Source organism: Agrobacterium sp. 22-3639C2 (genome assembly GCF_053522105.1).
The window spans coordinates 851,955-871,410 of record NZ_JBNWDB010000003.1 but is presented as its reverse complement, the minus strand read 5'-3'; the positions used below and the strand labels follow the sequence as shown (position 1 = coordinate 871,410).

At 60.2% G+C, this 19,456-nt stretch carries 16 protein-coding genes and 1 other RNA gene; 3 read left to right on the top strand and 14 right to left on the bottom strand.

Going from position 1 to position 19,456, the window contains the following annotated elements; genetic code table 11:
• Positions 1-118: 118 nt before the first annotated feature.
• Positions 119-1,063 (top strand): AEC family transporter, encoded by a 945-nt coding sequence (locus tag ACQZ6D_RS17250; protein WP_323572105.1) that lies wholly within the window; start codon positions 119-121, stop codon positions 1,061-1,063.
• A gap of 15 nt (positions 1,064-1,078) precedes the next feature.
• Here ACQZ6D_RS17250 and ACQZ6D_RS17245 read toward each other — a convergent pair whose 3' ends face one another.
• The 9 genes from ACQZ6D_RS17245 to rimP all read right to left on the bottom strand — a co-directional run bounded on the left by ACQZ6D_RS17245 (position 1,079) and on the right by rimP (position 12,290).
• Positions 1,079-2,095: a class I SAM-dependent methyltransferase gene (locus ACQZ6D_RS17245; RefSeq protein ID WP_003514275.1), complete on the bottom strand. Its 1,017-nt coding sequence runs from the start codon at positions 2,093-2,095 to the stop codon at positions 1,079-1,081.
• 75 nt (positions 2,096-2,170) lie between these two features.
• The gene (pnp, locus tag ACQZ6D_RS17240; RefSeq protein ID WP_003514278.1) at positions 2,171-4,318 is read right to left on the bottom strand and encodes a polyribonucleotide nucleotidyltransferase; all 2,148 of its coding nucleotides are present in this window, start codon (positions 4,316-4,318) and stop codon (positions 2,171-2,173) included.
• A gap of 270 nt (positions 4,319-4,588) precedes the next feature.
• Complete coding sequence (gene rpsO, locus ACQZ6D_RS17235) at positions 4,589-4,858, bottom strand: 30S ribosomal protein S15 (RefSeq protein ID WP_003514294.1); 270 nt, start codon at positions 4,856-4,858, stop codon at positions 4,589-4,591.
• 163 nt (positions 4,859-5,021) lie between these two features.
• Positions 5,022-5,969 carry a tRNA pseudouridine(55) synthase TruB gene (gene truB / locus ACQZ6D_RS17230; protein WP_065703578.1) on the bottom strand — a complete coding sequence of 316 codons (948 nt, stop codon included), beginning with the start codon at positions 5,967-5,969 and terminating at the stop codon, positions 5,022-5,024.
• A gap of 3 nt (positions 5,970-5,972) precedes the next feature.
• On the bottom strand, positions 5,973-6,389 hold the full coding sequence (gene rbfA, locus ACQZ6D_RS17225; protein ID WP_003507167.1) for a 30S ribosome-binding factor RbfA: 417 nt from the start codon (positions 6,387-6,389) through the stop codon (positions 5,973-5,975).
• Positions 6,390-6,464: 75 nt separating this feature from the next.
• Positions 6,465-9,212 (bottom strand): translation initiation factor IF-2, encoded by a 2,748-nt coding sequence (infB, locus tag ACQZ6D_RS17220; protein WP_448729841.1) that lies wholly within the window; start codon positions 9,210-9,212, stop codon positions 6,465-6,467.
• Positions 9,213-9,314: 102 nt separating this feature from the next.
• Positions 9,315-10,016, bottom strand: coding sequence for an RNA-binding protein (locus tag ACQZ6D_RS17215; protein WP_003514297.1), 702 nt, complete (start codon positions 10,014-10,016; stop codon positions 9,315-9,317).
• Positions 10,013-11,629 carry a transcription termination factor NusA gene (gene nusA / locus ACQZ6D_RS17210; protein WP_003514298.1) on the bottom strand — a complete coding sequence of 539 codons (1,617 nt, stop codon included), beginning with the start codon at positions 11,627-11,629 and terminating at the stop codon, positions 10,013-10,015. Before nusA ends, ACQZ6D_RS17215 begins: the two co-directional genes overlap by 4 nt.
• Positions 11,630-11,693: 64 nt before the next feature.
• Positions 11,694-12,290, bottom strand: a complete 597-nt coding sequence (rimP, locus tag ACQZ6D_RS17205) for a ribosome maturation factor RimP (RefSeq protein WP_003514299.1) — start codon at positions 12,288-12,290, stop codon at positions 11,694-11,696.
• A gap of 287 nt (positions 12,291-12,577) precedes the next feature.
• Here rimP and ACQZ6D_RS17200 point away from each other — a divergent pair, with 287 nt between their 5' ends.
• The gene (locus ACQZ6D_RS17200) at positions 12,578-14,206 is read left to right on the top strand and encodes an MFS transporter (RefSeq protein ID WP_076843882.1); all 1,629 of its coding nucleotides are present in this window, start codon (positions 12,578-12,580) and stop codon (positions 14,204-14,206) included.
• 90 nt (positions 14,207-14,296) lie between these two features.
• On the opposite strand, the gene ACQZ6D_RS17195 is transcribed toward ACQZ6D_RS17200, so the two are convergent.
• Together ACQZ6D_RS17195 and recR are read right to left on the bottom strand one after the other, a co-directional pair.
• Positions 14,297-15,535 (bottom strand): lytic murein transglycosylase, encoded by a 1,239-nt coding sequence (locus ACQZ6D_RS17195; RefSeq protein ID WP_376908882.1) that lies wholly within the window; start codon positions 15,533-15,535, stop codon positions 14,297-14,299.
• Positions 15,536-15,658: 123 nt separating this feature from the next.
• Positions 15,659-16,264, bottom strand: a complete 606-nt coding sequence (gene recR / locus ACQZ6D_RS17190) for a recombination mediator RecR (protein ID WP_003514308.1) — start codon at positions 16,262-16,264, stop codon at positions 15,659-15,661.
• A 37-nt stretch (positions 16,265-16,301) separates the two neighbouring features.
• On the opposite strand from recR, the gene ACQZ6D_RS17185 reads away from it, so the two are divergent.
• Positions 16,302-16,937, top strand: coding sequence for an MOSC domain-containing protein (locus ACQZ6D_RS17185; protein ID WP_065703580.1), 636 nt, complete (start codon positions 16,302-16,304; stop codon positions 16,935-16,937).
• Positions 16,938-16,950: 13 nt separating this feature from the next.
• Here ACQZ6D_RS17185 and ACQZ6D_RS17180 read toward each other — a convergent pair whose 3' ends face one another.
• The 3 genes from ACQZ6D_RS17180 to ffs all read right to left on the bottom strand — a co-directional run bounded on the left by ACQZ6D_RS17180 (position 16,951) and on the right by ffs (position 19,438).
• Positions 16,951-17,274 (bottom strand): YbaB/EbfC family nucleoid-associated protein, encoded by a 324-nt coding sequence (locus ACQZ6D_RS17180; RefSeq protein WP_003514318.1) that lies wholly within the window; start codon positions 17,272-17,274, stop codon positions 16,951-16,953.
• Positions 17,275-17,301: 27 nt separating this feature from the next.
• Positions 17,302-19,179, bottom strand: coding sequence for a DNA polymerase III subunit gamma/tau (locus ACQZ6D_RS17175; RefSeq protein WP_065703582.1), 1,878 nt, complete (start codon positions 19,177-19,179; stop codon positions 17,302-17,304).
• 162 nt (positions 19,180-19,341) lie between these two features.
• Positions 19,342-19,438: signal recognition particle sRNA small type (gene ffs / locus ACQZ6D_RS17170), an RNA gene on the bottom strand.
• Between the last annotated feature and the right edge of the window lie 18 nt (positions 19,439-19,456).

The following is a 19,456-nucleotide window of genomic DNA, read 5'->3' as shown; positions in this document are numbered from 1 at the left end:
CGGAGCTACGTCGCGTATTGAATGAAACATCTGGGTGCAGCGTTTTCGCGATTCCATTCCCTTGGAAAAGGCTCTAAAGCGGAGTATCTCCCGCAAAAGCCGCGAAAGCTCTCCCTCCATGTCTGCCGTTGCCGCGAACGTCGCTCCGATTTTCATTCTTATCCTGATCGGCTGGCTCACCGTCAAGGCCGGCTTGTTCAGAGCTGATGCCGGTGAGATTCTCAGCGATTTCGTGTTCAAGATCGCCGTGCCGACTTTGATCTTCCGCACTCTTGCGGAGGCGAATTTTCATGGCGCATCGCCCTTCCGGCTGTGGCTGACCTATTTCGCCGGCGTGGCCGTAACCTGGACGGTTGGGCATATCGTCACGCGGTACATCTTCAAGCAGGATAGTCGCATCGCCGTCATAGCCGGCATATCCTCGGCCTTTGCCAACAATATCTTCATCGGCCTGCCGCTCGTAGGGCGGTCCATCGGGGATGAGGGGCTGGTCGCCCTCTCCATTCTGCTGGCCATCCATCTGCCGGTCATGATGATTGCCGGTACCATCCTGATGGAGAACGCCACGCATAAGGCGGTGGGCGGCGAAAAGCGCAGCATGGCTTCTGTCTTCAGGCAGGTCGGCCGCAACCTCATCACAAATCCGCTGGTGATCGGACTTTTCATCGGGCTTTCGACCAATGTTTCAGGCGTGACGCTCACGCCCATCCTCAAGACCGTGGTTGATCAGATCGCGTCCATGGCGGGACCGGCAGCGCTCATCTCGCTCGGTATGGCGCTGACGAAATACACCATTCGCGGTAATCTGGGGATTGCCGTCACCATGACGGTTTTCAAACTGCTGCTTCTGCCCGCCTGCGTGTGGGCCATGGGCCATGCTCTCGACCTCAGCCGGGAATGGACCGCTGCCCTCGTGCTCACCTCGTCGGTGCCGACAGGGGTGAATGCATGGCTGATCGCCAACCGCTTCGGCATCGGCCACAGCGTTGCGGCCTCCACCATCAGCATTTCCACGGCGACCGGTGTTCTTTCCGTGTCGCTGTGGGCATGGCTGTTGAGCTGATGATGCTCGAATTGCTTACTTCTGGGCGCTCAGGATCTTGAAGCGCGCGTTGCGGCATACCTCGGCGCTGGTGCGGAATTCCGCCGCCAGAACCGGCTCATAGGGCATGCCGCGATTGGCGACCATCAGCAGCTTTCCACCGTTGCGAAGCGCGCCGGCAGCCGTCTTGATAAAGGCCTGACCGAGAGCGGGTTCTGCCGCCTGTCCTGCCGCGTGGAAAGGCGGGTTCATGATGATGAGGTCGTATTTTTCTTTCGGCGGCTCGTTTGCAAGGTCCTGCCAGAAGAAGCGCGCCGTCAGTCGCGGATTGTTTTCAAGAAGATTGGTCTTGGCGAATTCGAGCGCGTTCCAGTCCGCTTCGAAAAGATCGATACGCGCCGTGCGCGGCGATTTTTCCGCCAGCATGACCGAGAGATAACCCCAGCCTGCGCCGAAATCGGCGGCGTTGCCGTCGAAGTCGGTCGGCAGGCGCGACGCGAGCAGCTCCGAACCATCGTCCACGCGGTCATGCGAGAACATCCCGGGCATGGCGGTGAAACGGCCAGCAACCGTAACGGAATGTTGCGCGAGTTTCGACACGGCAGATGCAACGTCTTCCGGCCGTTTGAACCAGAGGGCGACGCCGTGGTACTTCGGCGTCGATTCCGCCTCGATGCCAAGCTTTGCCAGCGTCTTGCGCAGCGTCAGAATGCCGTCTTCTTTCGATCCCGCCGCCACGATCAACCCACCCGCCTTGACGCGAGAGAGCGCTTCAGCGACGCGGTTTTCGTTCTCGCCGCGATGTTTGCCGCAAAGCAGCAACGCCGCATCGTAGTCCTCGCCGGAAATATCCGGCGTGACCTCTGCGTTCTGCGCCTGAAGAGCCCGGTAAAGCGGTCGAAAATTCTGAACCGAGACGATGTCAGCGTTAAAACCGTCTAGCCGCGGGCCGGCTTCCGCTCCCAGAAACAGAACGCGCTCGCCCTCTTTCGGCAAGTCGAGCATCTCTGCGGCAAAGGGATGGAAAAGGGTTTTAACAGCATCACGGCTCATTGGAGCGTCCTCAAGATGGAATAGAAAAAAGGCGCGGGCAAAACCCGCGCCTCGATAGGGTCTGGCGAGGCTGCCTTATTCGGCAGCGGCTTCGCCATCTTCCTTCTTCTTGTCTGCGGCAACTTCCTTGCCGGTTGCCTGGTCGACAACCTTCATGGACAGGCGAACCTTGCCACGCTCGTCGAAGCCCATCAGCTTGACCCAGACCTTGTCGCCTTCCTTGACGACGTCGGAGGTCTTGGCGACACGCTCGGAAGCGAGCTGCGAGATGTGAACGAGGCCGTCGCGGGCGCCGAAGAAGTTGACGAAAGCGCCGAAGTCAGCGGTTTTGACGACCGTACCTTCGTAGATCTGGCCGACTTCCGGTTCTGCAACGATCGAATGGATCCACTTGCGGGCCGCTTCGATTTCCTTGCCGGAAGCAGAAGCGATCTTGACGGTGCCATCGTCTTCGATGTTGATCTTGGCGCCGGTCTTTTCGACGATTTCGCGGATGACCTTGCCGCCCGAACCGATGACTTCACGGATCTTGTCGACCGGAATGTTCATCACTTCGATGCGCGGTGCGAATTCGCCAAGCTGGCCGCGGCTCTCGGTGATGGCATTCGCCATCTCGCCGAGGATGTGCTTGCGGCCACCCTGTGCCTGCTCCAGAGCGATCTTCATGATCTCTTCGGTGATACCGGCGATCTTGATGTCCATCTGCAGCGAGGTGATGCCGTCGGCAGTACCTGCAACCTTGAAGTCCATATCGCCGAGGTGATCTTCGTCACCCAGAATGTCGGAGAGAACCGCAAAGCGCTCGCCTTCAAGGATAAGGCCCATGGCGATACCGGCAACTGGCTTGGCCAGCGGTACGCCAGCGTCCATCAGTGCAAGCGAGGTGCCGCAAACCGTTGCCATCGACGAAGAGCCGTTGGACTCGGTGATTTCGGAAACGACGCGCAGCGTGTAGGGGAACTGTTCCGCAGTCGGCAGCATCGGACGGATAGCGCGCCATGCGAGCTTGCCGTGACCGATTTCGCGACGGCCCGGGGAACCCATACGGCCCGTTTCACCGACCGAGTAGGGCGGGAAGTTGTAATGCAGAAGGAAACGTTCCTTGTACATGCCGGTCAGGCTGTCGACATACTGTTCGTCTTCGCCGGTGCCGAGCGTCGCAACAACGATCGCCTGGGTTTCACCACGGGTGAACAGCGCCGAGCCGTGCGTACGCGGCAGGATGCCAACTTCCGAAACGATCGGACGAACGGTCGACAGGTCGCGGCCATCGATGCGGCTCTTGGTGTCGAGAACGTTCCAGCGAACGATCTTCGCCTGAAGGTGCTTGAAGACAGCGCCGATTTCTTCAGGGCTATACTTCGCTTCGCCTTCTTCCGGCAGGAAGTGAGCCTTGACCTTCGCCTTTACGGCGTCGACGGCGGCGTAACGGGCAGCCTTTTCGGTGATCTTGTAGGCGGTGCGCAGTTCGGTTTCGGCAAGGCCGAGCATTTCGTTTTCGAGTGCGGAGAAATCTTCCGGTTCGAATTCGCGCGGTTCCTTGGCGGCAACTTCAGCGAGCTTGATGATCGCGTCGATAACCGGCTGGAAGCCGCGATGGCCGAACATGACGGCGCCGAGCATGACGTCTTCGTTGAGTTCCTTGGCTTCCGACTCCACCATCAGGACGGCGTCCTGCGTGCCGGCAACAACCAGATCCAGAACCGATTCATCCATCTCATCAAGATGCGGGTTCAGAACATATTCGCCGTTGATGTAACCAACGCGCGCGCCGCCGACCGGGCCCATGAAAGGAATGCCAGACAGTGTGAGCGCAGCGGATGCGGCAACCATCGACAGAACGTCCGGGTCATTTTCGAGGTCGTGCTGAATGACCGTTACGACAACCTGCGTGTCGTTCTTGTAGCCTTCAGGAAACAGCGGGCGGATCGGACGGTCGATCAGGCGGGAAACCAGCGTTTCCTTTTCCGACGGACGGCCTTCGCGCTTGAAATAGCCGCCGGGGATCTTGCCGGCTGCGTAGGTCTTTTCCTGGTAGTTCACGGTGAGCGGGAAGAAGTCCTGTCCAGGCTTCGGAGACTTTGCGGAAACCACCGTCGCAAGAACCATCGTCTCGCCGTAGGTTGCGATGACGGCGCCGTCAGCCTGACGGGCAACCTTGCCTGTCTCGAGCTTCAGCGGGCGGCCAGCCCATTCGATTTCCACGGAGTGTTTATTGAACATATCTTGTCCTTGTTTGTGTATGCCCGCCTTGCGAGGGGGCAACGAACGACGCAATCACGGGCAAGACAGCCGGAGGCTTTCAAGGTGCAAGCATCCGGCAATCCTGCCCCATGACAGGTCTGCGGTTGAAAAGGCTGCACCGGCCCATCCGGGGCTGCCTTATCGTCCGGGGGCCACATCTATGGCGAACGCCCGGAAATTGAAGATGACCTTCAAAAGGCCAGATATAAAAACCGGCGGGTATCGTTGCGAAACCCGCCGGATAAGGTTTTAGCGGCGAATGCCGAGAGCACCGATCAGCTTGCTGTAACGGGCTTCGTCCTTCTTCTTCAGATAGTCGAGAAGCGAACGGCGGCTCGAAACCAGCGTCAGAAGGCCACGACGGGAGTGGTTGTCCTTCTTGTGGTCCTTGAAGTGACCGGTCAGGTTGTTGATCCGCTCGGTCAGAATAGCGACCTGAACTTCCGGAGAACCGGTGTCGCCTTCGTTCGTTGCATATTCCTTGATGAGGGCGGCTTTGCGCTCTGCAGTAATCGACATCGGACGATCCTTTCTATTTTAAGGAAAAATGGGACGCCTAGAGCCGGGATGTCGTCCAGCTCTGGCCATTCGGCAGCATAGGCAAAGCCCAAGCTGGCGCTGCCTATAAACTATTCCGGGTACAATTGAAAGAGGCGATTGACGCCGCCCCTCAAGGCTCGTCTCAACCGAAAACGCGCTTCGGCCGGAATTCGCCCTCGCCGATCTCGCCGATGGCAATGAGCTTGCCATGCGCAGTGGCATAGGCCTCCGGGTGATTGGCCGGCGCATCACGCCCGCGCAGCAGGATCGGATTGCCCATCTTCAGCCGGTGTGCCTGATCATCATTGATGATGAGGTGGGGAAGGGATGAAAGCGCTTCCGCCGTGTTGATCAGAAAAGCATCGAGCGCTTCAAGCCGCTCGTCGCGGTCTTCGATGGCTTCGAGCGCCGTCAAGGTTTCGAGCGGTACCATCATGTCCTCGCCGAATGGCGCGACCATGGTACGGCGCAATTGCGAAATATGACCGAAACAACCGAGATCCCGGCCCATGTCGCGCGCAAGCGCCCGCACATAGGTACCCTTGCCACATTCCACTTCGAAATGAGCGGTGTCAGCGTCGGGGCAGGCGAGCAGCGTCAGGCGGTGAATTTCCACCTCGCGCGCGGGAATCTCCACCGTTTCGCCTTCACGCGCCAGATCATAGGCCCGCTCACCGGCAATCTTGATGGCGGAAAACTGCGGCGGCGTCTGCATGATCACGCCGGTATAATTGGGCAGAATATCGCGGATCGCCTGTTCGTCCGGGCGCTGGTCGGAGGAGTTGACTACCTCGCCTTCCAGATCGTCGGTTGCGCGTTCTTCACCCCAGGTGACGGTAAACTCGTAGATTTTCCGGCCGTCCATGACGTAAGGAACGGTCTTTGTGGCGTCACCGAGGGCAATCGGCAGCATGCCGGACGCCAAGGGGTCGAGTGTTCCGGCGTGACCTGCCTTCTGGGCGTTGAACAGCCATTTGATCTTGGAAACGGCTTCGGTTGAGCCGAAATCGAGCGGCTTGTCGAGAATGAGCCAGCCCGAAATCGGGCGGCCCTTGGGTTTGCGGTTCTGCTGTTTGCGTGGTTTGGACATGCTTCAGTTCTGTTCGTCGTCTTTTTCGTTCGAAGGTCCCAGATCGCGCTGCACCTCCGGTGACCGCAGGAGTGCGTCGATCTTCTGATAGTTGTCGAAACTCGTATCGTCGCGGAAACGCAGTTCCGGCATGTACTTCATCTGCCGCAGCTGCGGGCCGAGGCGGCCGCGCATGAACTTGGCATGGCGGTTGAGCGCCGTGATGATGTCGGTATGATCCGCAACGCCAAGCGGCGTCACATAGGCGGTCGCGATCTTGAGATCGGGTGACATGCGCACTTCCGAAATGGAAATGACGGTGCCTTCGATCAGATCGTCGCGGACTTCACCGCGCTGGAGAATTTGGGTCAGTGCGGCGCGCACCTGTTCGCCAACACGCAGCATGCGTTGCGAAGGGGCCGATGATGTTGCTTTTGCCATGGGTAATGCCTCAAACGGAGCGAGCGCCGGTGAAGCCGGCGCCCGACAGAAAAGTCCTGTTTTGCGGCGAGACGCTTAGAGCGTTCTCGTGATGTGTTCGACGCGGAAGCACTCGATGGTGTCGCCGGCGCGAATGTCTTCGTAATTCTCGAAGGCCATACCGCACTCCTGACCAACAGGCACTTCGTTGACTTCGTCCTTGAAGCGCTTGAGGGTCTTGAGCTTGCCTTCGTGGATAACGACGTTGTCGCGCACCAGACGCACACCCGCACCACGTTCCACCTTGCCCTCGACGACGCGGCAACCCGCGACCTTACCGACCTTGGTGATGTTGAACACCTCGAGGATTTCGGCATTGCCGAGGAAGGTCTCGCGACGTTCCGGCGAAAGCAGACCCGACATCGCCGCCTTCACGTCATCCACCAGATCGTAGATGATGTTGTAGTAGCGGATTTCGATACCGGCGCGTTCGGACGCCGTACGTGCCTGTGCGTTGGCGCGAACGTTGAAGCCGATGATCGCGGCGTTCGATGCCTCGGCAAGCGAGATATCCGATTCCGTGATGGCACCAGCACCAGAGTGAACGACACGAGCGCGGACTTCGTCTGTGCCGAGCTTGTCGAGCGAAGCGATAATGGCTTCGACCGAACCTTGCACGTCCGCCTTGATGACCAGCGGGAATTCCTTCAATCCCGAAGTCTGCAACTGGCTCATCATCTGTTCCAGCGAGCCGCGCTGACCGGTTTGACGGGCGACAGCCTTGTCGCGAGCCAGACGCTGGCGGTATTCGGAGATCTCGCGAGCACGACCTTCGTTTTCGACAACCGCAAAACGGTCACCGGCCGACGGCGTACCGGAAAGGCCGAGGATTTCGACCGGCATGGCCGGACCGGCTTCCTTGACATGGTCGCCCTTGTCGTTGACGAGCGCGCGCACACGGCCCCACTGATCGCCGGCAACGATGATCTGGCCGGGCTTCAGTGTACCCTTCTGCACGAGAACGGTCGCGACGGCACCACGTCCACGGTCCAGCTCGGCTTCGATGACCGTGCCTTCCGCAGTGCGGCTTGGATCCGCCTTGAGATCGAGGATTTCTGCCTGAAGCAGGATCGCTTCGAGCAGCTTGTCGAGGTTGAGCTTGTTCTTGGCCGACACTTCGACATCAAGAACTTCACCACCCATCGATTCCACGAACACTTCGTGCTGCAGCAGCTGCTGGCGAACCTTTTCAGGGTTTGCCTCGTGCTTGTCGATCTTGTTGATCGCAACGACGATCGGAACACCGGCCGCCTTCGCATGGTTGATTGACTCGATCGTCTGCGGCATCACGCTGTCGTCGGCTGCAACAACCAGCACGGCGATGTCGGTTGCCTGCGCACCACGGGCACGCATTGCCGTAAAGGCGGCGTGGCCGGGGGTGTCGATGAAGGTGATCTTCTGACCGTTCTTTTCGACCTGATAGGCGCCGATATGCTGGGTGATGCCACCGGCCTCGCCAGCAACGACATTCGCCTGACGGATAGCGTCGAGCAGCGAGGTCTTGCCGTGGTCGACGTGGCCCATGATGGTCACGACCGGCGGACGGGAAACCATCTCGCCTTCATCGTCAGCCTTGTTGAAGAGACCCTCTTCAACGTCGGATTCGGAAACGCGCTTGACCGTATGGCCGAATTCGACCGCGATCAGTTCCGCCAGATCGGCGTCGATCACGTCGCCCGGCTTCAGCATCTGGCCTTCCCTCATCAGGAACTTGATGACGTCAACGGCGCGCTCGGACATACGCTGCGACAGTTCCTGAATGGTGATGGTTTCCGGCAGGATGACTTCGCGCAGAACCTTTTCGCGGGTTTCCTGCATCTGGCTGCGACGGAATTTCTCCTGGCGGCGGCGCATGGATGCCATGGAGCGGCCACGCGGCGTACCATCTTCTTCCAGATTGGCGGCGGTCACGGTCAGCTTGCCACGACGGCGCTCTTCTTCGGTCTTCAGGCGGGCTGCAGGCTTGGCCGGAACCGGAGCCACGACCTTGCCACGAGCCGGAAGGCTGCTGCCACGACGGACTGCGCCGCGATCGTCCTCGTCGTCGCCACCGGTGCGGCGTCCACGGGGAGCGGCGGCATCGGGCGTGGCGGGAGCGGAACGGGGAGCAACAGGCTGGGGACGGGCGTCAGCGCGTGGCGCCGGCGCAGCGGCCGCAGCCGGCTTTTCGCCGGACAGATCGGATTTCGCTTCCGTAACAGGCTGGCTCGCAGCGATCTTTGCCGCAGCAGCCTCTTCGGCAGCGCGGTTTTCGGCTTCGATCTTTTCAGCGGCGATGCGTTGTTCTTCTTCCACCTTGCGGCGGGCTTCGTCTTCGGCGCGCTGCTTGGCTTCGATAACATCGCGAGCCTGCGCTTCTATCAGCGCACGGCGGCGGGCTTCCATCTCGCCTGCGGACAGGTCGTGCAGAACGTTGCCACGCGGACGGTCAGGCTGGCGCTGCTGCGGTGCGGACGAGCCGGGGCGCTGCTGCGAATGGGAAGAACCCGGACGCTGCTGTTGGTTGCTCGGCTGTTGAATGCGTTGCTGTGGGGCCTGCGGACGCGGTGCCGAAGGGGCAGGCGCTGCCGGCTTCGGCGCCGGAGCTGCCGCCACGACAGGCTGAACCGGCTTCTCGTCTTCGGGACGCAGGGGGCGGCGCTTGCGTGTTTCCACGACAACCGCGTTGGTGCGACCTCGACCCATGTCCTGCCGCACGGTGCCCTGATTCATCCCGCCCGGTTTCAGGGTAAGAGTCTTCTTGGCCGGCGCATTGAGTGTCTTGTCGTCGTTGTTGTCGGTCATTCCGTTCCCGTTCCTACGGACGAGAACCGGATGACATCCATCAGGTCTCGTCGTTCAATTGCTGCATCGGAACGCGGCGGCCGTTCATGTTTGGCAACCGCGTCATTGTACTGTCCGGGCAGCGTCGCGTTCCGCCTCAGGCTGACCGCCAAGGCGGTACTGCTTAAGCATCTTTGCGCGCTTCACTACACCCTCACCCGCCTGCCCCGCAAGCGCGCAAGCATGGATAAAAGCATTCTGGCCCATCAACTCGTCCATTTCGGCTTCGCTAAAGAGCCGGAAGGACGGAATTTCATTGCCGGCATCGCTGCCGAGCTCCCAGGCCTTGCGGGCCTGGTCCAGTTTTCGCACGCCGTCTGCCGCGGCATCGGTTGCGTGGAACACGGCAATCGCATTCCCCGAACGGACGGCGGCATCGACTTTCGTCGCGCCGCTGATGAACTGACCCGCCTTGCGCGCCATGTTCATCATTCCGGCAAGCTGCTGCGACATCAGCCGGTCGAGAAGAGCGAGAAGCTCCGGCCCGGCCTTGACGTCGCGTTTGAGTGCCCGTGCGAAGATCTTCTTCGCGATGGCTTTCTCTATCAGGGCGCGCTCCGGTTTTACCCAGCATCCGCGCCCCGGCAATTGGCGTTTCAGGTCCGGAACGACGTTGCCGTCCGGCCCTGCGACGAAGCGGATCAACTCGTCTGGAGATCCGCTCTGCCTTGTCACAATGCACATACGTCCATTGACGTTGCCTTCCAGCCGCCCGTCCTCATCGGTTTCGGGCAGCTCGTCCGGCTCATGCACCTGCGATGTCATTCCTGTTCGGCGGTATCCGCCTCCTCAGTAGCTTCCGCATCGACTTCTTCTTCGGAAGCCAGATCCTCGGCCGTGATCCAGCCTGCCAGAAGACGGGCCTGCACAACCATGTTCTCAGCTTCGACGCGCGATACGTCGAGCTTGGAGAAGATGCCTTCGAACTTCTTCGTCTCGCCGTCCTTGCGTTCGCTCCAGCCGACCAGATCGTCTGCGGCGCAACCGGCAAAGTCCTCGATGGTCTTGATACCGTCTTCACCAAGGGCGACCATCATCTGCGAGGTCAGGCCTTCGATCTGGCGCAGCTCGTCGGCAACGCCGAGTTCCTTGCGCTTGGCGTCCATTTCGGCTTCCAGGCGTTCCAGATATTCGCGGGCGCGGGTCTGGATTTCATCGGCGGTGTCATCGTCGAAGCCGTCGATCGAGGAAATTTCTCCGAGATCGACATACGCAAGTTCTTCAACCTGCGCGAAGCCTTCGGAAGCCAGAACCTGACCAACCATCTCGTCAACGTCGAGGGCGTCCATGAAGAGTGCCGTGCGCTCGTTGAATTCCTTCTGGCGACGCTCGGATTCTTCCTGCTCGGTCATGATGTCGATATCCCAGCCGGTCAGCTGCGATGCCAGACGTACGTTCTGGCCGCGGCGGCCGATGGCGAGCGAAAGCTGCTCGTCGGGAACCACAACCTCGATGCGCTCGGATTCTTCGTCCAGAACGACCTTGGCCACTTCAGCGGGCTGCAGGGCATTGACGATGAAGGATGCCGGCTCCTGGCTCCACGGAATGATGTCGATCTTTTCGCCCTGCAATTCGCCGACAACGGCCTGAACGCGCGAACCGCGCATACCGACGCAGGCGCCGACCGGATCGATCGACGAGTCGTTCGAGATGACGGCGATCTTGGCGCGGGAACCGGGGTCACGGGCAACCGACTTGATCTGGATGATGCCGTCGTAGATTTCAGGAACTTCCATGGTGAACAGCTTCACCATGAACTGCGGATGTGTACGCGACAGGAAAATCTGCGGGCCACGCTGCTCGCGGCGAACGTCGTAGACGTAAGCGCGTACACGGTCGCCATAACGCATGTTTTCCCGCGGAATCATCTCGTCGCGACGGATGATGCCTTCGCCACGGCCCAGATCGACGATGACATTGCCGTATTCGACGCGCTTGACGGTGCCGTTGACGATTTCGCCGATGCGATCCTTGAACTCGTCATACTGACGGTCGCGTTCTGCTTCGCGCACCTTCTGAACGATGACCTGCTTGGCGGACTGTGCAGCGATACGGCCGAAATCCATCGGCGGCAGCGGATCGGCGATGAAATCGCCGAGCTTGGCGTCCGGGTTGCGGTCGCGGGCAAGTTCGAGCGGAATCTGGGTCGAATAGTCTTCGGCCGTCTCTACCACTTCCAGAAGACGCTGCAGGCGGATTTCGCCGGTCTTGGAGTTGATGTCGGCGCGAATGTTGGTTTCCGAACCATAGCGCGAGCGGGCGGCTTTCTGGATAGCGTCGGCCATTGCGGCAAGCACGATTTCGCGGTCGATGACCTTTTCGCGCGCCACAGCATCGGCGATCTGCAGAAGCTCAAGCCGGTTAGCACTCACTGCCATTTTTTTGTCTCCGTAAGTCGCATAATTGCGGGGATCACCCGTTTTCCGGGCTTTTACGTTGGAATTAGTCTTCGTCTGCTTCGTTTTCGTCGTTCTGGTTTGCGGCGGCGGCCTTTGCCGCCTTGTCTGCCCGCAGCGCATCACGAATAAGGTCGTCCGTCAGAATGAGCTTCGCATCGGAAAGCGCGCTGAACGGAATGGTGACTGTCGGTTCGTCGCCATAGGCGATCTGGTCGCGTTCCAGCTTGAAGCCGTCCGCATCCACCTCGACGATCTTGCCGCGAAACCGCTTGCGGTTTTCGACCAGAATGGAGGTTTCGGCCTTCACCAGATGGCCCTGCCAACGGGTGAAATCCGACTTGCGAACCATCGGCCGGTCGATGCCGGGCGAGGAAACTTCGAGATGATACGCCTTATCGACCGGATCTTCCACATCAAGAACCGGTGAAATCGCCATTGACACGGCTTCGCAGCCCTCGACGGTCATGGTGCCGTCTTCCCGCTCGGCCATCACCTGCAGGGTCATGCCGTTCTGGTTGGAGAGCCGCACGCGCACCAGAAGATATCCCATGCCCGTCAAAACAGGCTCGATGATTTCGGCGATGCGCTGGTCGATTCCCGTTTCGGTTATCAGTCGCGGTTCATGTACGGTGTCTGCCATCTGGCCTTCCGGTCTTTAGATTTTCACCGGGCGCTCAGCCCGTGGTTTCCGGTTCGCCTAACGAAAAAGAGCGGAGCCTTGCGGCCCCACTCTTCATCAAGCGATCAAGAATTTCAAAGGTCATATAGACCCATCAGGGCAGGATTGCAAGGTTTTCGCGGGCAGGGCGCTTCAGTCACGGCTGCGGCCACATTTTCACCTTCACCGTGTCGGAAAGGGTGGCATGATTTCCGGCACTGTCTATAGTTGCCGTTTGACAAATCGCAGTTGCATCAAGTGGACTGATCGTGCCTGACCGTAAATCGCCACTCGCGCCTTTAAGGCATTTGACTTACAGACGAATCTGGATCGCGAGCCTTGCCTCGAATTTCGGCGGTCTGATCCAGGCGGTTGGCGCCGCGTGGATGATGACCTCGCTGTCGAGTTCCGAAAACATGATCGCGCTGGTACAGGCCTCCACCTCGCTGCCGATCATGATGTTTTCGCTGATTTCAGGCGCATTGGCCGATAGTTTCGACCGCCGCCGCATCATGATTTCCGCTCAGATCCTGATGCTGACGGCTTCCGTGCTGCTGACGGTTTTTGCCTGGTCCGGCTGGCTCACTCCGTGGTTGCTGCTCTTCTTCACCTTCATGATCGGCTGTGGCACGGCGCTCAACAATCCGTCCTGGCAGGCGTCCGTCGGCGAAATGGTGCCGCGTGAGGATTTGCCCGCCGCCGTGACGCTGAACAGCGTGGGCTTCAACATCACCCGCAGCGTCGGTCCTGCCATCGGCGGCATCATCGTCGCTGCCGCCGGCGCCGCGGCCGCGTTTTTCGTGAACGCGCTCAGCTATTTTGCCCTCATCTACGCGCTGGTTCGCTGGCAGCCGCCCAAATATGCCTCGACCTTGCCGCGTGAGCAGCTTCTTGCCGCCATATCGGCCGGGATGCGTTATGTGGCGATGTCGCCGAATATCGGCAAGGTTCTGGTGCGTGGCTTTCTCTTCGGCCTTTCCGCCAGCGCCATCCTGGCGCTGATGCCGATCGTTGCCCGCGATCTGGTCGAGGGTGGCCCGCTGACCTACGGCGTCATGCTGGGTGCGTTCGGTGTCGGCGCTATCGGCGGCGCGCTCGTCAGCGCCAGACTTCGCGAGGTTCTGTCCAGCGAATGGATCGTGCGTGTCGCCTTTTTGGGCTTCGCTTTCAGTTCCGGCGTGACGGCGGTCAGCACGAACGCGATCGTAACCTCGCTTGTTTTGACTATTGCCGGTGCCTGCTGGGTTCTGGCGCTTTCCCTGTTCAACACCATCGTCCAGCTTTCTGCCCCGCGCTGGGTGGTGGGCCGGGCGCTGTCGCTTTACCAGACGCTGACCTTCGGCGGCATTGCCGTCGGCAGTTGGCTGTGGGGCGAGCTGGCGGAAGATTACGGTATTTCCTATTCGCTTCTCGGTTCGTGCGTGCTGATGCTGCTGGGCGTCGTCGTCGGCCTCAAACTCGCCATGCCCGCTTTTGCTTCACTCAATCTCGATCCGCTCAACCGTTTCGTCGAGCCGCCGCTAAGGCTCGATATCAAGCCGCGCAGCGGGCCGATTGCCATTCTCATAGACTATGAAATTCATGACGAGGATCTCGGCGAATTCCTGCCGTTGATGGCCGAGCGTCGCCGCATCCGTCTGCGCGACGGCGCGCGCAACTGGAACCTGATGCGTGATCTGGAAAATCCAGATATCTGGACGGAAAGCTACCATGTACTGACCTGGGTGGAATATGTCCGCCACAACCACCGCCGCACCCAGGCGGATGCGGAAGCCTGGGACCGGCTGCTGGCCCTTCATCGCGGCAAGACACGGCCCCGCGTGCACCGGATGATCGAGCGGCAGACCATTCCGCCGACCGACGATATCTTCCACAAGCCGCATACGGACCAGCATTGAGAGACGATAAGGCTAAGTAGTGGCGATGTCATGCTCGGGACAAGCCCGTGCATGACGGAGGAGAGGTTTTCACACGTCGCCAGTAAGCTGCTATTTCAGCTTCGCTTTCAGCGTAGCATCGGGAAAGCAGGTCGGTGACAGACCGTTTTTCGCCTGCCAGTCGCCCAGTGACCGGCGTGTCTTGAAGCCGGCCAGCCCGTCCGCCTTGCCGACATCATAGCCCTTGGCGACCAGTGCCTTCTGCATGGCAAGAACGTCGGAGCGCAACATCGATCCGACATTGCCCCATTCGCCCTTGAACGGCCCAGCCCCATGGGAGATGCGGTCGGCGAGATTGCCGATGAACAGCGCGTAGAGATCGGAATTATTGTATTCCTTGATGACGTAGAAATTCGGCGTCACCACGAATTCCGGCCCGTGCCGCCCGGCCGGCACAAGCATCATGCCGTCGGCGGAGAGGTCATTGGATGGAAAGGCCTTTCCGGAAATGCGGGTGATCCCCATCTTCGCCCACGCACTCATCGGCCGGGCAAGATCCGGGCCTTCTTGGGCGCAGGAGACGTTGCCGGGTATAGACACTTCGAAGCCCCAGTCGCGATCCCTCTGCCAGCCGCGCTGAGAAAGATAGTTCGCTATGGATGCCAATGCGTCCGGCACGGAGTTCCAGATATCGCGGTGGCCGTCGCCATCGAAATCAACGGCATATTTGAGATAGCTCGACGGCATGAATTGCGGCTGACCGAGCGCGCCTGCCCAGGACCCCATCATGCGCGAGGCCGCAATATCGCCGCTTTCGACGATCTTCAGCGCATCGATCAGCTCAGTGCGGAACATCTCCTTGCGGGTCGACATATAGGCTTTCGTCGCCAGCACATCGACAACCGAATGCGGCAGTTTCGCACGGCCGAAACCGGATTCGCGGCCCCAGATCGCCACGACGACATCGCCGGGCACGCCATATTTGGCTTCGATCCTGCGAAGGGTGGCGGCATGCGTCGCGGCCAGAGAGCGGCCGGTGGCGGCAAGCCCCTGCAATCGTTTTTCGGAGAAATAAGCGCCGGGCGATGAAAATTCGGCCTGGCTCTGGCTCTGTTCCTTCGGCGGCTTCTGGCCGGGGATGACGAGATCAGGCAGACTCCAGTTGATGGAAAGGCCGCTCAGCGCAGCCTCCAGCGTCTTTTGCGAAATTCCCGCCTTGCGCGCTTCCGGCCAGATTTCCTTTTTCAGCCATGCATTGAAATCGGCATCGTACCGGGCAGCAGCGGCACCTGTCGGCGTGGATTGCGCCAGAGCGTCCGTTGCTGAAAAAACGGAAAGAATGGCGGCCAATGCCTTGAGGCTTTTCCAGGAAAAGTGGAGGCCGGTTTTCCGTCTGGAAATGCGCCAAAACAAAGAATCAAATCGGTTTCGCATTCGGTCTCCTCTTCGAGTGACGGACAGGGAAAGAAGGCGTCAGATCGTTGTGCGAGCGCGCAGCGCCGCCGTCAATGTGCCCTCGTCGAGATAGTCCAGCTCGCCGCCAACAGGCACGCCATGCGCAAGCCGGGTGATCTTGATGCCGAGATCGGCCAGGCGGTCGGTGATGTAATGGGCTGTTGCCTGTCCCTCCACCGTCGCATTGACGGCGATGATGAGCTCGCGAATACCGCCGGCGCTGACGCGATCGATCAGTCCCTTGATGTTCAGATCTTCCGGCCCGACGCCATCGAGCGGCGACAGCGTGCCTCCAAGCACATGATAGGCGGTATTCATGGCGCCTGCTCGCTCCAGCGCCCACAGATCCGATACGTCTTCCACCACGATGATGACCGACTGGTCGCGTCTATCATCGGCGCAGACCGTGCAGGGATCGATGGTATCGACATTGCCGCAGCACGAGCAGATCTTCACCTTGTCATAGGCTTCACCCATCGCGTGGCCCAGCGGTCCAAGAAGCTGTTCCTTCTTCTTGATGAGATGCAGCGCCGCCCGCCGCGCCGAGCGAGGCCCAAGCCCCGGCACTTTTGCAAGCAGCTGGATCAGTTTTTCGATTTCGGGACCGGTGACTCGTTTTGCCATGAGCGCTTTCTACTGCATAAATCGGGAAACGGGAATCATGAAGCGCGAAGGGCAGTCCATGAAAATACGGGCAGTGTGCCGGGGCGAGGCGAAGGCCTTGCCGGGAAAGACGGCGAAGACGGGTATTTTCAAACATGCCGTGCAGGGCGCGGTGATGGTGGATGCGCAAGGCATCGTCAGCGACGCTGTCTGCAATCGTAAACATCACGGCGGGCCGGATCAGGCGATCTACGCCATGGGCTCCGTCGATCTCGATTTCTGGTCGCGTACGCTGGGTTTTGCGGTTGAGCCAGGATTTTTCGGCGAAAATCTGGTTCTGGAAGGTGTCGACAGCGCAAAACTGCATGTCGGCGACAGGTTTTCAGCCGAGGAAGTGGTGCTGGAAGTGACCGCCGCCCGCATTCCCTGCGCCACCCTGTCAACCCGGCTCGGCGATCCCGGCTTCGCGCCGCGTTTTCGGCAGGCGGGTCAGCCGGGCTTTTATTGCCGGGTTCTGAAAGGTGGAATGCTCAGCGCCGGTGAAGGCATTGCTTTCGAGCCCTATAAGGGAACGAAGCTGCCCATACCGGTCATTCTCAAGCGCTTCCGCCCCATGCAGCTTACCAGGGACGAACGTGCCGCATATCTCGGCACCCCGCTTGCGAGCCGGTTCCGCGCCATGCTGGAAGTCTGAATTCGTAAGAATATCAGAACGGCAGCTTCATGCCAGGCGGGATCGGCAGGCCAGCCGTGATTTCCTTGGTCTTTTCAGCGGTGATGGCCTCGGCGCGCTCCTTGGCGTCATTGTGGGCGGCGACGATCAGGTCTTCGAGAATTTCGACGTCGTCTTCCTTGAAGAGAGACGGATCGATCTTCAGGCCCAGCAGGCTGCCCTTGCCATTCAGCTTCACGGTGACGAGACCGCCGCCGGACTTGCCTTCGACTTCAAGCGCGGCGATATCCGCCTGCATCTTTTCCATCTTGGCCTGCATTTCCTTGACCTTGCCCATCATGCCCATGATGTCGCGCATGTGCCAAACTCCTGTTTTTGTTATGTATTAAAATTCGATATCGTCGCCGGGAAGGATGTCGCCCTCGCTCGATTCGGCAACCGAAGGCGGCGGGGCGATCTCGTCCGGCTCGTCCTGCTGGGTGATGCGAATGCGCACGTCGGTGATTTTTGCACCTGGAAACTGTTGAAGAATGGCTGCCACGTCAGGGTCCTGCCTCGCATCCACGAGGCGGGCGTCGCGCGCACTCCCCTCGGCTTCAACCAGCGTCGGCTGACCCTGTTCCTTGCTAAGGCTGACGATCCAGTGGATACCGGTCCACTCTTTCAGCTTCACACCAAGCTCGCCGGGGAGCGATCCGGGTGCGCCATCGCCGAGGCGCATGTCGAGCCGGCCCGGCTCCAGCCGCACCAGCCGCACGAAGTTGCGAACCTTCGCCCGCATGACGGGATCGCGATTTTTCTGGCACAGGTCGGCAATGTCCTGAAGAGAGTTGACGGGAACCTTCGGCTCCGGCCGTTCTTCGGTTTTCGGTGCCGCGACCTGCATTTCCTGCGGGCGGCTGTCAGGCACGGCGCGCAGCATGGTCGAAGGCTGCGAGCTTGCCGGCCTCTGGGCGGAAAGCTCCACAGGTCTTCCTGCGGCCACTGTCTGTCCTGAGGAATAGGCGCGCGCACCTCCGCCATTGCCGCCACCCGAAGGCGCGCCATTGGAATAGCCGCCATCGCTGTTGGAAAGTTCGAGCAGGCGTCGCGCCGCGTCTTCCGGTGCCGGAAGATTGGCGGCGTGCGAAAGGCGGATCAACACCATTTCGGCCGCACCCGCAGGACGTGAGGCATTTTCAGTTTCCGGAATACCCTTGAGCAGCATCTGCCAGATACGCGACAGCGCAGTCACGGCGATTGTCTCGGCAAATTCCGCGCCACGCACGCGTTCGATCTCGGACAGCGAGGGATCTTCCGCCGCATCCGGCACATATTTCATGCGGGTGACGAGGTGAGTGAAATCGGCAAGGTCGTTCAGCACGACGACGGGGTTGGCGCCTGCCTCGTATTGACCGTTGAATTCCGAAAGTGCCGCCGCGACATCGCCTTTGATGATGTGCTGGAAAAGATCGACGATGCGCGCCCGGTCGGCAAGACCCAGCATGCCGCGCACCGCCTCGGCTTCCACGCGTCCGCCGCCATGGGCGATCGCCTGATCGAGCAGGGAAAGACCGTCACGGGCGGAACCCTCAGCCGCGCGGGCAATCATTGAGAGCGCCTGCGGTTCGGCCTCGAAACCTTCCTTGCCGGCAATGGCAGTGAACAGGCCGACGAGATCGGCGGCGCTGATGCGGCGCAGGTCGAAGCGCTGGCACCGCGACAGCACGGTGATCGGAACCTTGCGGATTTCAGTGGTTGCGAAGATGAATTTCACATGCTCCGGCGGCTCTTCCAACGTCTTCAGAAGACCGTTGAAGGCCTGCGTCGAGAGCATGTGCACTTCGTCGATGATATAGACTTTATAGCGCGCCGAAACCGGGCGGTAACGCACCTGCTCGATGATCTCGCGAATGTCGTCAATACCGGTATGGGAGGCGGCGTCCATCTCGATCACGTCGACATGACGGCCTTCCATGATCGCCTGACAATGTTCGCCGGGGATACGCAGGTCGATGGTCGGTTTGTCGATGGTGTCGGTCTTGTAGTTCAGCGCACGGGCAAGAATACGCGCGGTGGTCGTCTTCCCCACACCGCGAACGCCGGTCAGCATATAGGCCTGCGCGATGCGGCCGGTCTCGAACGCATTCGTCAGCGTGCGGACCATCGGCTCCTGGCCGACCATCAGATCGGAAAAATCCTTCGGACGATATTTGCGTGCCAGTACCCGGTAGCCGGTCCCGCCCTGGGATTCGCTTGATGTGGTGGGTAAGGTGTCGCTCATCGCCTCGCCAGTTTATTTTGCCAGTTTGTCCTAGAGCGCCGTGCGTCCCATTGGACGCATCAGGCACGCTCTATTCCTCTAAAGTCTGCACATCATGCCGATACGCAGGGGCCGCTTTCAGGCTGAACCGGCCCGGCGAAAGCTGAGCGGAATTTAAAAAGGGTGGGAGGCTGGCACGGCGACCCGTGCCTGGCTCGTTAGGGCTGCTTCCTTCCGGACCTGACCCGGTTGGCGAGTGGCTCGTCCACCACCAACCTCCCGGGGCCACATATCGGCA

What these genes read in the sequence shown, in the direction of transcription:
- ACQZ6D_RS17250 (WP_323572105.1), top strand. Translation starts at nt 119, where the DNA reads ATGTCTGCCGTTGCCGCGAACGTCGCTCCGATTTTCATTCTTATCCTG.
- ACQZ6D_RS17245 (WP_003514275.1), bottom strand. Translation starts at nt 2,095, where the DNA reads ATGAGCCGTGATGCTGTTAAAACCCTTTTCCATCCCTTTGCCGCAGAG.
- pnp (WP_003514278.1), bottom strand. Translation starts at nt 4,318, where the DNA reads ATGTTCAATAAACACTCCGTGGAAATCGAATGGGCTGGCCGCCCGCTG.
- rpsO (WP_003514294.1), bottom strand. Translation starts at nt 4,858, where the DNA reads ATGTCGATTACTGCAGAGCGCAAAGCCGCCCTCATCAAGGAATATGCA.
- truB (WP_065703578.1), bottom strand. Translation starts at nt 5,969, where the DNA reads ATGTCCAAACCACGCAAACAGCAGAACCGCAAACCCAAGGGCCGCCCG.
- rbfA (WP_003507167.1), bottom strand. Translation starts at nt 6,389, where the DNA reads ATGGCAAAAGCAACATCATCGGCCCCTTCGCAACGCATGCTGCGTGTT.
- infB (WP_448729841.1), bottom strand. Translation starts at nt 9,212, where the DNA reads ATGACCGACAACAACGACGACAAGACACTCAATGCGCCGGCCAAGAAG.
- ACQZ6D_RS17215 (WP_003514297.1), bottom strand. Translation starts at nt 10,016, where the DNA reads ATGACATCGCAGGTGCATGAGCCGGACGAGCTGCCCGAAACCGATGAG.
- nusA (WP_003514298.1), bottom strand. Translation starts at nt 11,629, where the DNA reads ATGGCAGTGAGTGCTAACCGGCTTGAGCTTCTGCAGATCGCCGATGCT.
- rimP (WP_003514299.1), bottom strand. Translation starts at nt 12,290, where the DNA reads ATGGCAGACACCGTACATGAACCGCGACTGATAACCGAAACGGGAATC.
- recR (WP_003514308.1), bottom strand. Translation starts at nt 16,264, where the DNA reads ATGGCAAAACGAGTCACCGGTCCCGAAATCGAAAAACTGATCCAGCTG.
- ACQZ6D_RS17185 (WP_065703580.1), top strand. Translation starts at nt 16,302, where the DNA reads ATGAAGCGCGAAGGGCAGTCCATGAAAATACGGGCAGTGTGCCGGGGC.
- ACQZ6D_RS17180 (WP_003514318.1), bottom strand. Translation starts at nt 17,274, where the DNA reads ATGCGCGACATCATGGGCATGATGGGCAAGGTCAAGGAAATGCAGGCC.
- ACQZ6D_RS17175 (WP_065703582.1), bottom strand. Translation starts at nt 19,179, where the DNA reads ATGAGCGACACCTTACCCACCACATCAAGCGAATCCCAGGGCGGGACC.